The 13,765-nt window shown below is 54.2% G+C and carries 14 protein-coding genes, 1 pseudogene and 1 riboswitch; of the genes and pseudogenes, 12 read left to right on the top strand and 3 right to left on the bottom strand.

From position 1 onward, the window contains the following. Positions 1-54 precede the first annotated feature (54 nt). Genes serB through HPC37_RS01700 form a run of 3 tightly spaced genes read left to right on the top strand, consistent with a single transcriptional unit; the run spans position 55 to position 1,703 of the window. A complete protein-coding gene (serB, locus tag HPC37_RS01710; RefSeq protein ID WP_208121522.1) occupies positions 55-1,008 on the top strand; it encodes a phosphoserine phosphatase SerB in 954 nt (317 codons plus the stop codon). A 15-nt stretch (positions 1,009-1,023) separates the two neighbouring features. After that, on the top strand, positions 1,024-1,515 hold the full coding sequence (locus HPC37_RS01705; RefSeq protein ID WP_208121521.1) for a YajQ family cyclic di-GMP-binding protein: 492 nt from the start codon (positions 1,024-1,026) through the stop codon (positions 1,513-1,515). Positions 1,516-1,523: 8 nt separating this feature from the next. Next, positions 1,524-1,703, top strand: coding sequence for a DUF5363 family protein (locus HPC37_RS01700; RefSeq protein ID WP_208121520.1), 180 nt, complete (start codon positions 1,524-1,526; stop codon positions 1,701-1,703). On the opposite strand, the gene nadE is transcribed toward HPC37_RS01700, so the two are convergent. Together nadE and HPC37_RS01690 are read right to left on the bottom strand one after the other, a co-directional pair. Beyond that, positions 1,700-2,446, bottom strand: a complete 747-nt coding sequence (nadE, locus tag HPC37_RS01695) for an NAD(+) synthase (protein ID WP_208121519.1) — start codon at positions 2,444-2,446, stop codon at positions 1,700-1,702. The two genes, HPC37_RS01700 and nadE, sit on opposite strands and share 4 nt — an antisense overlap. Beyond that, positions 2,443-3,879 carry a nicotinate phosphoribosyltransferase gene (locus HPC37_RS01690; protein ID WP_208121518.1) on the bottom strand — a complete coding sequence of 479 codons (1,437 nt, stop codon included), beginning with the start codon at positions 3,877-3,879 and terminating at the stop codon, positions 2,443-2,445. Before HPC37_RS01690 ends, nadE begins: the two co-directional genes overlap by 4 nt. Positions 3,880-4,107: 228 nt before the next feature. Here HPC37_RS01690 and HPC37_RS01685 point away from each other — a divergent pair, with 228 nt between their 5' ends. The 7 genes from HPC37_RS01685 (at position 4,108) to thiE (ending at position 10,506) form a co-directional block, all read left to right on the top strand. Continuing rightward, positions 4,108-5,589 carry a carbon starvation CstA family protein gene (locus HPC37_RS01685; protein WP_208121517.1) on the top strand — a complete coding sequence of 494 codons (1,482 nt, stop codon included), beginning with the start codon at positions 4,108-4,110 and terminating at the stop codon, positions 5,587-5,589. 97 nt (positions 5,590-5,686) lie between these two features. After that, a riboswitch (TPP riboswitch) is annotated at positions 5,687-5,777 on the top strand. A 55-nt stretch (positions 5,778-5,832) separates the two neighbouring features. Next, positions 5,833-6,558: an ABC transporter ATP-binding protein gene (locus HPC37_RS01680; protein WP_235961259.1), complete on the top strand. Its 726-nt coding sequence runs from the start codon at positions 5,833-5,835 to the stop codon at positions 6,556-6,558. Next, positions 6,542-7,288: an ABC transporter permease gene (locus HPC37_RS01675; RefSeq protein ID WP_208121516.1), complete on the top strand. Its 747-nt coding sequence runs from the start codon at positions 6,542-6,544 to the stop codon at positions 7,286-7,288. The genes HPC37_RS01680 and HPC37_RS01675 overlap by 17 nt, the downstream gene beginning before the upstream one ends. Positions 7,289-7,297: 9 nt before the next feature. Then, positions 7,298-8,245 (top strand): ABC transporter substrate-binding protein, encoded by a 948-nt coding sequence (locus HPC37_RS01670; RefSeq protein ID WP_208121515.1) that lies wholly within the window; start codon positions 7,298-7,300, stop codon positions 8,243-8,245. A 6-nt stretch (positions 8,246-8,251) separates the two neighbouring features. Then, the gene (gene thiM / locus HPC37_RS01665) at positions 8,252-9,043 is read left to right on the top strand and encodes a hydroxyethylthiazole kinase (protein WP_208121514.1); all 792 of its coding nucleotides are present in this window, start codon (positions 8,252-8,254) and stop codon (positions 9,041-9,043) included. After that, positions 9,033-9,851 carry a bifunctional hydroxymethylpyrimidine kinase/phosphomethylpyrimidine kinase gene (thiD, locus tag HPC37_RS01660; protein ID WP_208121513.1) on the top strand — a complete coding sequence of 273 codons (819 nt, stop codon included), beginning with the start codon at positions 9,033-9,035 and terminating at the stop codon, positions 9,849-9,851. Before thiM ends, thiD begins: the two co-directional genes overlap by 11 nt. Position 9,852: 1 nt before the next feature. Next, entirely contained in the window at positions 9,853-10,506 is a 654-nt protein-coding gene (gene thiE, locus HPC37_RS01655; protein ID WP_208121512.1) for a thiamine phosphate synthase, read from the top strand. Here the strand turns inward: thiE and HPC37_RS01645 are convergent. Next, positions 10,503-11,464: pseudogene (locus HPC37_RS01645) on the bottom strand (YbgA family protein). The gene thiE and the pseudogene HPC37_RS01645 sit on opposite strands and share 4 nt — an antisense overlap. 169 nt (positions 11,465-11,633) lie before the next feature. Here HPC37_RS01645 and HPC37_RS10840 point away from each other — a divergent pair. Continuing rightward, positions 11,634-12,806, top strand: a complete 1,173-nt coding sequence (locus HPC37_RS10840; protein ID WP_235961257.1) for a TonB-dependent receptor plug domain-containing protein — start codon at positions 11,634-11,636, stop codon at positions 12,804-12,806. Beyond that, positions 12,772-13,746: a TonB-dependent receptor domain-containing protein gene (locus HPC37_RS10835; RefSeq protein WP_235961255.1), complete on the top strand. Its 975-nt coding sequence runs from the start codon at positions 12,772-12,774 to the stop codon at positions 13,744-13,746. The genes HPC37_RS10840 and HPC37_RS10835 overlap by 35 nt, the downstream gene beginning before the upstream one ends. The last annotated feature ends 19 nt before the right edge of the window (positions 13,747-13,765 follow it).

Genomic DNA, 13,765 nt, shown 5'->3' with positions numbered 1-13,765 from the left:
GAATCAGGTAATCTAAGTTGAATTTGCCAGTCAACGCGTATTGTGGAGCGAAAAATGCCTAACGTCAATTCCCTCAGCCAAAGCCACCGCACTTTTGACAAGCCGCTTGCGCTCAACGCCCACGGCCTGCCGCGCTCAAGCGCGCCGCGCTCGGTGGTGTATGCCACGGGCTTGACCTTTGACGCCTTGACCGCACTTTTTAGCAACACGCAAAGTGCGGTGGCGCTGGTGGATGTGTTTAGCGAGCAGGGCGTTGATGGCGCCATTGTGCAAGGCGAGTTTGCCAATCTTGATGACAAGCTGACCGCACTTTCACTGGATATGGCCGCTTTGAGCGATGTGCCAGACTTCAGCCAGCCTGGGCTGTTGGTGATGGACATGGACTCCACCGCGATTGAAATTGAATGCATTGATGAAATCGCCAAGCTTGCTGGCACCGGCGACGAGGTGGCGAAAATCACCGAAAGCGCGATGCGCGGTGAGCTCGATTTTGCCCAAAGTTTGCGCAAGCGCGTGGGCACGCTCAAAGGCGCCAGTGAGGCGATTTTAGCCCAAGTGCGGTCAACATTGCCTTTGATGCCAGGGCTTGAGCACCTGATTACCGAGCTGCACGCCCACGGCTGGCAGGCGGCGATTGCTTCAGGCGGGTTTACCTATTTTGCCGATTATTTAAAAGAAAAGCTCGGCTTGATTGCCGCGGTGTCAAACCAATTTGAGATCATCGACGGCACACTCACAGGCCAGGTCAAAGGCGAGATTGTCGACGCGCAAGTGAAAGCCAATACCTTAAACGCGCTGCGCGACCAGCTTGGCCTTGTTAAAGGGCAAGTTATCGCCATTGGTGATGGTGCCAATGATTTGGCGATGATGGCGCAAGCCGGCCTTGGCGTGGCCTATCACGCCAAGCCGAAGGTGCAGCGCGAGGCCGCCGTGAAGGTGAATTTTTGTGATTTGACCGCACTTTTAGTTTTGCTGCGCGCCAAAAGCCGTGTTGGCGTGCAAGAATAGAGTTAAGGAGCCGATATGCCATCGTTTGATATTGTTTCAGAAGTGACCGCCCATGAAATTAAAAATGCGGTCGACAACGCCAACCGCGATCTTGGCAACCGCTGGGATTTCAAAAATGTGGAGGCGTCCATCACGCTCAACGAAAAAGAGTTGCTGATCAAAGTCAGCAGCGAATCCGACTTCCAAGTAGAGCAGTTGTTGGACATTTTGCGCAACGCCATGATGAAGCGCGGCATTGAGCAAGCGAGCCTCGATGTGAGCGAGAATTTGGAGCACAGCGGCAAAATTTACAGCAAAGAGGTCAAAGTCAAACAAGGGATTGAGGCTGAAATGGCGAAGAAATTGACCAAGTTGATCAAAGACGCCAAGCTCAAAGTGCAAACCCAAATTCAAGGCGACCAAGTGCGGGTGACGGGCAAATCCCGCGATGAGCTGCAAGCGGTGATCCAGCTGGTGAAAAACGCCGAGCTTGGCCAGCCGTTTCAATTCAACAACTTCCGTGATTAGGAGAGCTTATGGCCAGTGGTGAAAAAAAGGGCCTGTTGCGCCGGCTGTTGGATAAATACAACGAATTGTGCAAAGACCTCAACGTTGACAACGGCGGGGGCTGCCGCCGCTGTGTGCCGATCATCAAACAAGACCCAACGCCTGAAAAAAAGGCGGAGAAACCTCAAAGTGCGGTTGACCGCACTTAATCTTCCAGTGCGCGCTCAGGCGTTGGCGGCAGCATCCGTTTGTGGCGGGAGCGATTGTGCCAGTAGGCAATGCGCGCTTCCACCTCGGCGCTGACGGCCTCGCCGCGCAAAAAGGCATCGAGCTCGGCATAGCTAAAGCCAAGCTCGCCTTCATCCGTTTGCCCCTCCCAAAGCCCCGCGCTCGGCGCTTTGTCGATGATTGGCTGCGGCACGCCCAACGCGCGCGCCAGTTCATAGACTTGCTCTTTGCGAAGGCGCGCCAGCGGCAGCACGTCAGCGGCGCCATCGCCAAATTTGGTGAAGTAGCCCGTGTAGGATTCGGCCAAATTATCGGTGCCGATCACCACCGCGCGGTGGCTTTGCGCCAGCGTGTACAACGTCACCATGCGCAGCCGCGCCATCAAGTTGCCATAGAGCACGTTCTTGCGCTCAGGGTTGGGGTTGACCGCACTTTGAATATTATTCCACACCGCGTCATACATCGGCTGAATGGAAATCACCTCACCTTTGAGTTTGAGGTCGTCTAAAATCAACTGCGCGTGGGTGAGATCTTGTGGGTTGTTGACATCCGTTGGCAGCATATAAACGTGCACGGGCGCGCCAGTTTGCGCGGCGAGATAAAGGCACACGGCGGAGTCAATCCCACCGCTTAGGCCGAGTACATAGCCGTCGAGTTGATAGAGCGATTTGCGTTGGCTTTCGAGCCAGTCGCTGAGGTAGCGGCAGTAGTCAAGTGCGGTCATAGCGCATCTCCTGTGTGTTGTTCGATTAAATCTTGCTTCAATTGCCAAAGCGATTGGGAAAGGTCAACATAGTAACCGTGTGGGTTTTCAAGGCGTTTGACCTCATCCCACAGGCTGGCAAGGTCGCGCTTGGCTTGCGCGCGGGCTTGCTCTAGCGTGTTATTGGCACCCGTGCGCGCGCCATCACGCCACACGCATTGCAGCAGTGGCTTGGCGGTAAACTCTGTGATGCGCTTTTTCTTCCACGGGTTGAGCGGGTCAAACAGCACATAAGGCGCGTTTTCATCAATCACTTCCTCGCGCAGCGTCACCAAATCGGCAATCGCCATCTGCTGCTGATCGTAGAGCCGATAAACCTGCTTAAAACCTGGGGTGGTGGTTTTCACCGCGTTTTCACTAAGTTTGATTTTGGCTATCGCCTCGCCGTTTTTCTCGAGCGAGACAATTTTATACACGCCGCCAAACACCGGCTCACTGCGCGCGGTGATTAGCCGCTCACCCACGCCAAAGGCGTCAATCGCGGCGTTTTGGGTGGTGAGATCTTTAATCAAATATTCATCCAGCGAGTTGGAAACCATAATTTGCGTGTGTTGAAGCCCTGCTTCATCGAGCATTCGCCGCGCTTGCGTGCTGAGATAAGCCAAATCGCCGCTGTCGATGCGGATACCTTTGAGCGTGTGCCCAAGCGGGGCGAGGATCTCGCGCTGCACTTTGATCGCATTCGGGATTCCTTGGCGTAAGGTGTCGTAGGTGTCCACCAGCAGCACAGTGTTGTCAGGGTAGCATTTGGCGTAGGCGGCGAACGCGTCAAATTCGCTGTCAAAGCTTTGCACATAGGCGTGCGCCATGGTGCCCACCGCAGGCACGCCAAAATCGCGCTCCGCTTGGGTGTTGGCCGAGCCCGCAATGCCACCGATGTAGGCGGCGCGCGCACCGAGTAAGGCGGCATCCGCACCATGAGCGCGGCGGGCGCCAAATTCAAACACGGGGCGGTTGCCCGCTTGAGTACAAATGCGCGCCGCTTTGGTGGCGATCAACGACTGGTGGTTTAAAAAGATCAGCAGCATGGTTTCAAGCAGCTGGCAGTCAATCAATGGCGCGCGCACGCTCACCACCGGTTCATTGGGGAAGATCACCGAGCCTTCAGCAAAAGCATAAATTTCGCCTTGAAAGCGGAAATCTTTCAAATAGGCCAAAAATGCCTCACTCAAGCCGCCTTTGCGGCGCAAAAAGGCGATGTCGTCGTCATCAAAGTGGAGCGTTTCAACAAAGTCTAAAAGTGCGGTCAGGCCAGCAAACAGGGCGTAGCCGCCGTTGTCGGGCGCTCGGCGAAAATAATAATCAAACACGGCCCATTCTTGCCTGCGGCCTTGCTCGAAGTAGCTATTGGCCATGGTCAGCTCGTAATAGTCCATTAATAATGCGTTGCTCATAGGTCACCTTTGTCAATTGTTTGCCACCACCATAGGCACACAACCGCACTTTGTCAACGCCTGCGTGCGGTGATTTATTCCTCATCGCCGTGTGAGAAATGTGTGGGCTGTCACATTTTTAGCATAAACTTGCGCGGATTTGTTTACATCTGTTTTACCTGAAAAAAATTCTGTTAAAATCCACCCGACTTACCTTTTTCTTTATCCCTTAATCTAGAGGTCAAAATTATGTTGTGGTTTTTATGCTGTCTTGGCTTATTGCTAGCGGGATACTTCATCTACGGCTCAATTGTAGAACGTATCTTCAAAATCAACCCAAAACGTGAAACCCCAGCCCACCAATTAAGCGATGGGGTGGACTACGTGCCAATGTCAAAACGCAAAATTTGGCTGATTCAATTGCTCAACATCGCCGGCACCGGCCCTATCTTCGGGCCAATTTTGGGGGCGTTATACGGCCCGGTTGCGATGGTGTGGATTGTGTTTGGTTGCATTTTTGCCGGCGCCGTGCACGATTACTTCTCAGGCATGCTCAGCGTGCGTAACGGCGGTTCATCCGTGCCAAACCTCTCCGGCAAATACTTAGGCCGGCCGGTGAAACACTTCATGAACGTGTTGGCGTTATTGCTCTTAGTGCTCGTGGGCGTGGTGTTTGTGGTCAGCCCAGCGGCCTTGTTAACCAACATCACCCAAGACAACTACGGTGCCAGCGCAGGCTGGGCGCAACCGCAAGTGTTGATGATTTGGACTGCGATCATTTTTGTTTACTACATCATCGCCACCTTGGTGCCAATTGACAAAATCATCGGCCGTGTTTACCCACTGTTTGGCGCCTTGTTGCTGTTTATGTCATTTGGTATGTTCTTTGCCTTGCTGTTTGAAGACAAATCCCTCTTCCATAGCGTGGGCGGCATGAGCTTTGATAAAATCTTCCAAAACTTCTCACCAAAAGATTTGCCAATTTGGCCATTGTTGTTCGTGACCATCGCCTGTGGTGCGGTGTCTGGCTTCCACGCCACCCAATCACCATTGATGGCGCGTTGTATGGAAAACGAAAAAGAAGGCCGCTTTGTCTTCTACGGTGCGATGATCGGTGAAGGTGTGATTGCTTTGATTTGGTGCTCTGTTGGTTTGACCTTCTACGACAGCCCAGCGCTGATGCAACAAGCCATCGACGCAGGCACACCGGCGAAAGTGGTGTATGACTCTGCAACCCACATGTTAGGCATGTTCGGCGGTTTGCTGGCAGTGCTCGGTGTGGTGGTGTTGCCAATCACCTCAGGGGATACCTCCTTCCGTGCGGCGCGATTGATCATTGCGGAGTTCTTCAAACTTGACCAACGCAACATCATGAAACGTTTGATCATCGCGATTCCATTGTTTGTCATCGGCTTTATCATCTCGAAAGTGGACTTCGGTGTGATTTGGCGCTACTTCGGCTGGGCCAACCAAACCACCGCGATGGTGATGTTGTGGACCGCGGGCGCCTACCTCTACCGCTACGGCAAATTCCACTGGATTTGTACTATTCCGGCCACCTTCATGACCATGGTGAGCGCCACCTACTTGGCCTATGCACCAATCGGCTTCCACTTGCCATACGACATCGCAGTGTGGGTCGGCGTAGCCTTGACCGCTGTGGCGGTGGTGTGCTTCTTTAAATTGCTCAAACCGATCGCCAAAGGCGACCCAGATTCTGAGCTGGCGTAAGCATAACCGCATAAACGCACAAAAGGCTGCCTTGGGCAGCCTTTTTTTGTGAGATGTAAAAAAATTGTGTTTTTTTACGCCACTGCTTGTACATTATGCCCATTAGTCGGGGTGCAGTTCGCTGCTGAGATGATACCCGTGAACCTGATACAGTTAACACTGACGTAGGAAACTAACCATGCAAACACTTCAATACTCACCACACACGGCATTTAGACTCACGCGTTTATTGTTCTGGCGATAATGGCCGTGAACGCGCTGGCTATTGCCAATCTCCACTTCGCCTATCGCGACCAGGCGCTGTTTTCGCAGTTTGATTTCACCCTCCCGCAAGGCCAGTGGACCGCACTTTTAGGCCGCTCAGGCGTGGGCAAATCCACCTTGGCGCGTATTTTGGCAGGCTTAGAGGAGGCGTCATACCACGCCCTCACACGCCAAAGTGCGGTCGCTTATCTCGCGCAAAACGATGCGCTCTTCCCATGGCTGACGGTGTTAGACAACGTGCAGCTGCACGCCCATTTGCATGGGCAAAAAAATGCCCAAACCGCGCATGAGGCGCAAGCGCTGCTCTCGGCGGTGGGCATGGCCGAGCACGGCAACAAATTTTGCTACCAACTCTCAGGCGGGCAGCGCCAGCGCGTGGCCTTGGCGCGCACGCTGATGCAACGCGCTGAGATTGTGATTATGGACGAGCCTTTCAGCGCGCTCGATGCCATCACCAAATATGAGCTGCAAGCCCTCGCGCGGGCGCTGCTCACCGGCCGCAGCGTGCTGCTGATCACCCACGATCCGCAAGAGGCGATTCGCCTAGCCGACGTTATCTATGTGCTGCAAGGCACGCCAGCCGTGCTTTCTCGCGCGTTTTGCCCACAAGGTCATGCCCCGCGAGAAAGCCAAGCACCTTGCCATTGGCCGATGGTGCAAGCGCTGCTCGCGCAGCTTCGGGGGGCGGATGAAAACCCTGTTTAAAGTGCTTTTTTTAAGCGCCTTGCTGCTTGGCCTGTGGCAAAGTGCGGTCAGCGTGTTTGCGCTACCGCACTTTATGCTGCCCGCGCCGATGGCGGTGTTTGGGCAGTTTGAGCACCACAGCGCGCTGTTGCTGTCCCACGCGCTGGTGACGTTAAGCGAAATGCTACTTGGGCTGCTGCTGGGCTTTTCGCTGGGGCTGATTTCCGCGCTGATTTTGGCGCTTTCGCCACGCTTAAGTTACTTTTTGCTGCCGGTGCTGGTGCTCTCCCAAGCGATCCCGGTGTTTGCCATCGCGCCACTGCTGGTGATGTGGTTTGGCTTTGGCATGGCCTCCAAGGTGGTGATGACAGTGCTGATTATCTATTTTCCTGTCACGGCCAGTTGTTATGACGGGCTGCGCAACACGCCGCGCAGTTGGCTTGATCTCGCCCGCACGATGGAACTCACGCCTGAGCGTGAGCTGTTAAAAGTGCGCCTGCCCGCGGCGCTGCCTGCGTTGAGCTCAGGGCTGCGCATTGCCGTGTCGGTGGCGCCGATTGGGGCGATTGTGGGCGAGTGGGTGGGCGCCAGCGCCGGCCTTGGCTATTTAATGCTGCATGCCAACGCACGCATGCAGGTGGATTTGATGTTTGCGGCGCTGTTTATTTTGCTGGTTTTCGCCGCCGCCTTTTATTTTGTTGTCGATAAACTGCTGCGCCGCGCTGTGCCGTGGGCGAGCACCCTACACTAAGGAGAACCTATGCGTTTACGTTTCATTGCTTTGATTTCATTTTGCTTTGCCTTTGTGCAAAGTGCGGTTGCCAACGACAAACTCACGTTGGTGTTAGACTGGTTTGTTAACCCCGACCACGCCGCCATTGTGGTGGCGCAGCAAAAGGGCTTTTTTAAACAAAATGGCGTGGATGTGGAGATTATTGAGCCCGCCGACCCAAGCCTGCCGCCGAAACTGGTGGCCAGCAACAAGGCTGATTTAGCCGTGGGCTACCAACCGCAAATGATGTTAGATATTGACGCAGGATTAAATTTAACCCGCATCAGTACGTTGATTGCAACACCACTTGATAGTGTTGTGGCACTCAAAGCAGGTGATATCAAAACGTTGGCCGATCTCAAAGGCAAAAAAGTTGGCTATTCCGTCAGCGGCTTTGAAGAGGCGCTGCTGGGCACCATGTTGAAATCCGCGGGCCTCAACGCAGGCGATGTGGAGATGGTGAACGTCAACTGGTCACTGTCGCCGGCGGTTATCAGCGGGCAGGTGAGTGCGGTGATTGGCGCGTTTCGTAATTTTGAGCTCAACCAAATGGCGCTGGAAAAACACGACGGCATCGCCTTTTACCCCGAAGAGCACGGCGTGCCTGTTTATGACGAGCTGATTGTGCTGGCCAACCGCGACAAACTTAACAACAAAGCACTGCTGGCGTTTAACCGCGCGCTTGAGCAGGCCACGGTGTATTTAATCAATCACCCTGAAAAAGCCTGGCAGGATTTTGTCAGCTACAAGCCAAAAGAGCTGGACACCGAGCTTAATCGCCGTGCCTGGCGCGACACGTTGCCACGCTTGAGCCTGCGCCCAAGCGCACTGGATGACCAGCGCTACATTCACTTTGCGCAATTTATGCAAGCGCAAGGGTTGATCAAATCTGTGCCAGCCTTGGCGCAATATGCTGTACAATTGTCGGAGAAATAACAGAAAATGGACTATTTATCTCACATTCGCGCGCAAAATCCGTTAGTATTAAACATTACTAACGTGGTGGTGAGCAATTTTGTTGCCAACGGGCTGCTGGCACTGGGCGCCTCGCCAATTATGTCAAACGCCCCCGAGGAGATGGATGAGCTGACCGCACTTTGCCAAGCGCTGGTGATCAACATCGGCACGCTTAATCGTGAGCAAATTGCTGCCATGCACGCCGCGGGCAAACGCGCCAATGCCTGTGGCATCCCTGTGGTGCTTGACCCTGTCGGTGTGGGTGCCACGACCTTTCGCCAGCAAACGGTGCAAGCGCTGCTAGAGGAGATTGACGTTGCCGCCATTCGGGGCAACGCGGGCGAAATCGCCACGCTAGCCGGCAGCCAGTGGCAAAGCAAAGGCGTGGATGCCGGCACAGGCGAGGGCGATGTCGCACACATGGCCAAAGCGCTGGCCACGCGCTACAACACCGTGGTGGCCGTCAGTGGCGCGGTGGATGTGATAACCGACGGCACGCAGTGCGTGCGGGTGAATAACGGCAGCCCGCTATTCCCGCGCATCACAGGCTCAGGCTGCTTGCTCAGTGCGGTGTGTGGTGCCTATTTAGCCCAAAGCGGCGGGGATCATTTCACCGCCGTTTGGCAGGCGTGCCGTGATTATGCCATTGCCGGCCAACTCGCCGCCCAAGGCGTGCAAGCGCACCAGTGCGGGCAGTTTGCTGTGGCACTTTTAGACAGCTTAGCGCAGCTTAATCCAGCGATGATAACGCAAGAGGAACAAATTGATGTGGAATAAAATTAAACAAGCGCTCACCGTGGCAGGCTCAGACAGCGGCGGTGGCGCGGGCATTCAAGCGGATTTGAAAACCTTTCAAATGCGTGAGGTGTTTGGCATGAGCGTGGTGTGCGCCGTCACGGCACAAAATACCCACGGCGTGCAAGCCATTCACTCGGTGCCGATTGATATTATCTTAGCGCAACTGCAAGCCATTAATGAAGATTTCAGGCCAAGTGCGGTCAAAGTCGGCATGCTTGGCACGCAAGCGGTGATTGAAGCGGTGGCGGAAAAACTGTGCACCTATCGCTTTGGGCCGATTGTGGTCGACCCGGTGATGGTCGCCAAAGGCGGCTCAAAACTGTTGGATAAAAGTGCGGTCAGCGCCCTTGGCTCGCTGATGGTACCACTGTCGGATGTGATCACCCCCAACTTGCCTGAGGCCTATGCGCTCACCGGCGTTGAGGTGGTGGACAAACTCTCAGCCACCAAAGCAGCGCTGATTTTGCAATCGATGGGCGCGAAAACGGTGGTGATCAAAGGCGGGCATTTGCAAGACAGCAAAAGCAAACTCTGCTGCGATTGGGTCTTCACCGAAACGGGCGAATTTGAGATGGAATCGCCACGCGTGCTCACCCGCCACACCCACGGCACAGGCTGCACCTTCTCCGCCTGCATTGCCGCTGAACTGGCTAAAGGCGCGGAGCAAGAAGAGGCTATCCGCACCGCCAAAGCCTTTATCACCGCGGCGATTAGCCACCCATTAAACATCGGCCACGGCCATGGGCCAACCAACCACTGGGCTTATAATGATCGCAAAAGGAAGTGATATGACAGTGCGTGAGATGCTGCGCTGCTACTTTGTGGCAGGCAGCCAAGATTTCAAAGGCGCCAGCAACCGCCCACAAGCGCTGCTTGACTGCCTTGAACAGGCATTAAAGTGCGGTTTAACCTGTTATCAATTCCGTGAAAAAGGCGCAGGCGCTTTGCAAAATAAAGAGGAGATCAAAGCCCTGGCTCAGGCCACACAAGCGCTGTGCCAGCGCTACAACGTGGCGTTTTTTGTCGATGATGACCTTGAATTGGCGCTATCACTCAACGCCGATGGCATTCACGTTGGGCAAAATGACATGCCGATTGAAGAGCTCATTGCGCGCGTGCAAGGGCGGATGCTCATTGGCCTTTCAACCCACAGCATTGAGCAATTTCGCGCTGCCAATGCCTTGCAAGGGGTGGATTACTGCGGCTTTGGGCCGATCTTCCCAACCCAATCCAAGCCTGATGCTGAACCTGCAGTGGGTGTTGAGGCCATCCGTGCCGTGCGTGCAGCGGGGCTTGACAAACCGATGGTGGCCATTGGCGGCATCAGCGCACAAGACGCCCGCGCCATTATTCAGGCGGGTGCTGACGGTGTGGCGGTGATCTCCGCCATTGCTCAAAGCCGCGATGTGGGCGCGACATTGGCGCAATTGCTGGCGGATTAAGCCCCCAGCAGGCTGGTTTTGCCCGTATCGGCAAGGGTGACTAAGCCTTTGGGGAACGGTTCAAAAATCGTTTGGCTTAAAATATACTCTTGCTGATGGGCGATCGCGTAGCTTTTCAGCAGGCTGGCAATGGCCGAGCGCTCCAGCTGCCCGCTGCGGTATTGGGCGAGCAGCTCTTTGAAATAACTGCGCTCTTGCGCGCTCAAATGCTTGGAAAAATACCAAAAATGTGCTCAAATGCGTTGATGTAGTTGCGAACAGACGGCATTTTCGCTAACAGTGCGCTCAGCGTTTGCTCGTATTGCGCGCACACGTTTTCAAAGCTCAACTGCGCGTGATTGGCCACAATCCGCCCGAGCAGGTTTTTCTGATGCTGATTATAAGCAAAAAAGAGATATTTATTATCCGCATGGAACGCTACCAATTGCTTCATCTCGCCACTTTGTTTGACCTCATCAAAGCGGGCAAGCATAAAAATGCGGCTGAAAAAATGCTCACGAATGCGCAGGTTGGTCAGCCGGCCCTCTTCCTCCAAGGCCAAGTGCGGTCGCGCGCGCTGCAAGTGCTGCGCAAACAGCCCCGCGCCCTTTTCTAACACCGGCGCCTTTTCAAGGCCGGAGTAAATTTTGGCATCTTTAATCGCGCATGACGGCGAGCGGCTTTTCAAAATGCAGCCATGCACGCGCGGCAACTCAGCGAGCTTTTTGTGGGCATAATCGTCCATCACGGCAGTCAGATCTTCTTCGGTTTTGGGCTGCATTAAGTGTACTTTGTCGTCAAGCTGCACCAAGCGTAAGCTCTCACGCGGGGTTGGCAGGCCCATTTCTACCTCAGGGCAGACGGTGATGAAATCCACATACTCTTTGAGCAGATCCACCAAGGTGAAATTAATGCGCCCGCCATCGTGGCGGCAGCGCGCAAAGCCCAAACAGCGGCTGATTAAAATGGTCGGTTTCATGAGTTCCTCACTTTTGTTGGGGCTATTTTAGCAAGTTTTGGCGGTGCTGACCGCACTTTTACCGCGTTAATTTACTGTTAAAAATAAGAATTGTTATCATTGCTGTTTAAGTGTATACTTTTCACACAGTTTAAGTTTTCTATTTGTGATTAACCTCAAGGAGCCTGTTATGCCGTATTCCAAATTATCCCTTGCCATTTTTGCCGCACTTGCCACGAGCAGCGCGTTGGCGCAAAGTGCCAACAATCAACTCGATGAAATTGTGGTCACTGCCGCCGGCACCTCGCAGGACTACAAAGATGCGCCGGCAAGCATTTCGGTCATCAACCACAATGCGCTGGCGCGCATGCCTGTGAGTGATTTGGCGCAAGCGGTGCAATATGTGCCAGGGGTGAGTGTCAGTGGTGCCAATGTCAACAAAGAAGATATCGCCATCCGCGGGCTGCCCGGCGATTACACCTTGCTGATGACCAACGGCCGGCGGCAAAACACGCGGGAATCTCGCCCGAATGGCAATGGTGGCTTTGAAAGCGGCTTTTTGCCACCGGTGGGTGCGATTGAGCGCATTGAGGTGATCCGCGGGCCGATGTCGTCGCTGTATGGCTCGGATGCCATGGGCGGGGTGGTGAATGTGATCACCAAAGCGGTGAGTGACAAATGGGAAGGCGCGTTGTCGTTAGGCGGTATTGCCCGCCAAAGCCACGATGGCGAGCAAGGCACAGGCAGCTTTTTCCTCTCCGGCCCGCTGATTGCCAACACCTTGGGCATGCAAGTCTATGGCGGCGGTGATTTGCGCGAGGAAGACCACACCGTGGGTGGCGCCAACAAACATAAAAATGGCAACCTGACCTCAAAATTGGTCTTCACGGCGAATGACAATCACAAATTTGAATTTGAAGCCGGCCGCGCACGGCAAGAAAAAACCGCCACACCAGGCGAATCCCAAGCGCTGACCACCAACCGCGGCGGCTCAATTACCAAAAACGTGCAGATGATCACCAAAGCCACTCGCAATCACTGGGCGCTGAGCCACTTTGGCAACTGGGGTGAAACGCTGCGTTCTGAATTAAGTGTGTATCAAGAAAAGGCCAAACGCGAAATCTGGAATGAAAAACTCGACGGCTACGACCCACGCCGCCCACAAATCACCAACACCGTGTTTGACGCCAAATTTATGCTGCCAGTTGGACCGCACTTTTTCGTCTTTGGCGGGCAATATCAACACGCCAAGCTCAATGATGACAGCGTGGCGAAAGTGTTGAAAAAAAGTTGTTCCTGCACCAACGAAAGAAGATCCAGACAGAAAAATGACGAAATATCGCCCTGTGTTTGCCGCCAGTGAGGAAAAAGTCACTCAAAAAGCGCTCTTTTTAGAAGACGAAATCAACCTCACGCAAGATGTGCTGTTAACTTTGGGCGTGCGCATGGATAACCACCAGCACTACGGCACCCACTGGAACCCGCGCGCATATTTGGTCTATCACGTTAACCCGCAATGGACAGTCAAAGGCGGCGTGGCCAAAGCGTTTCGCGCGCCAAGCATTCGTGAGCTCAGCCAAGGCTATGTCACCGCCACCCAAAGCGGCGCAGGCGTGATTTACGGCAACCCGGATTTGAAACCGGAAACCAGCTGGAACCAAGAAGTGGGTGTGGAATACAGCAATGTTGATGGCTACCGCCTGAGCGCGACGCTGTTTAACACCGAGTTTAAAAACAAGCTGATCAGCTATCAAGTGTTCAACGCACAAGGCAAGGCCAAAGCGGACCCAATCAGTGGCGCGAACTTGTTTGAGTTTGGCAACGTCGGGCGCGCCAATGTGCGCGGGCTAGAATTAGCCACACAAATCCCACTCGCCAAAGACTGGCGCGCGAGTGTCAACTACACGTATCAGCACTCCAAACGCAAAGAAGACAAGCTCCAAGGCGCGAAGTTTGACTACAACGGCTACCCACTGGCCAACACGCCAAAACACCAGCTCAACGCCAAACTCGACTGGCAAATCACGCCACAGCTGGCGGCCTTTGGGCGCTATAACTACGTTGGCAAACGCATTTGGGCTGACCAACGCACAGGCTACAGCAAAGGCCCAGCTCGCTACGCTAATGCCTATTCCACAGTGGATGTGGGCGCGAATTATCAGCTGAGCAAAAATGTGCTGTTTAATTTTGCGGTGCTGAACGTGGCCAATGAACGCGGCGACAAAATCGATGCGGAAAACGGCGGCAACTGGTCTGTGGTGGACGGCCGTCGCTACTGGGCGAATGTGAACATTAGCTTCTAATGGCGCTGTTTCGCCTTAT

The sequence above is a fragment of the Spirabiliibacterium mucosae genome (assembly GCF_014884965.1).
Taxonomy (GTDB): Bacteria; Pseudomonadota; Gammaproteobacteria; order Enterobacterales; family Pasteurellaceae; genus Spirabiliibacterium; species Spirabiliibacterium mucosae.
The sequence above is the reverse complement of the archived record's forward strand: the minus strand, read 5'-3'. Positions and strand labels throughout refer to the sequence as shown.

Excerpts from the sequence above, each read along its gene's own strand:
- serB (WP_208121522.1), top strand. The coding sequence starts at position 55 with ATGCCTAACGTCAATTCCCTCAGCCAAAGCCACCGCACTTTTGACAAG.
- HPC37_RS01705 (WP_208121521.1), top strand. The coding sequence starts at position 1,024 with ATGCCATCGTTTGATATTGTTTCAGAAGTGACCGCCCATGAAATTAAA.
- HPC37_RS01700 (WP_208121520.1), top strand. The coding sequence starts at position 1,524 with ATGGCCAGTGGTGAAAAAAAGGGCCTGTTGCGCCGGCTGTTGGATAAA.
- nadE (WP_208121519.1), bottom strand. The coding sequence starts at position 2,446 with ATGACCGCACTTGACTACTGCCGCTACCTCAGCGACTGGCTCGAAAGC.
- HPC37_RS01690 (WP_208121518.1), bottom strand. The coding sequence starts at position 3,879 with ATGAGCAACGCATTATTAATGGACTATTACGAGCTGACCATGGCCAAT.
- HPC37_RS01685 (WP_208121517.1), top strand. The coding sequence starts at position 4,108 with ATGTTGTGGTTTTTATGCTGTCTTGGCTTATTGCTAGCGGGATACTTC.
- HPC37_RS01680 (WP_235961259.1), top strand. The coding sequence starts at position 5,833 with ATGGCCGTGAACGCGCTGGCTATTGCCAATCTCCACTTCGCCTATCGC.
- HPC37_RS01675 (WP_208121516.1), top strand. The coding sequence starts at position 6,542 with ATGAAAACCCTGTTTAAAGTGCTTTTTTTAAGCGCCTTGCTGCTTGGC.
- HPC37_RS01670 (WP_208121515.1), top strand. The coding sequence starts at position 7,298 with ATGCGTTTACGTTTCATTGCTTTGATTTCATTTTGCTTTGCCTTTGTG.
- thiM (WP_208121514.1), top strand. The coding sequence starts at position 8,252 with ATGGACTATTTATCTCACATTCGCGCGCAAAATCCGTTAGTATTAAAC.
- thiD (WP_208121513.1), top strand. The coding sequence starts at position 9,033 with ATGTGGAATAAAATTAAACAAGCGCTCACCGTGGCAGGCTCAGACAGC.
- thiE (WP_208121512.1), top strand. The coding sequence starts at position 9,853 with ATGACAGTGCGTGAGATGCTGCGCTGCTACTTTGTGGCAGGCAGCCAA.
- HPC37_RS10840 (WP_235961257.1), top strand. The coding sequence starts at position 11,634 with ATGCCGTATTCCAAATTATCCCTTGCCATTTTTGCCGCACTTGCCACG.
- HPC37_RS10835 (WP_235961255.1), top strand. The coding sequence starts at position 12,772 with ATGACGAAATATCGCCCTGTGTTTGCCGCCAGTGAGGAAAAAGTCACT.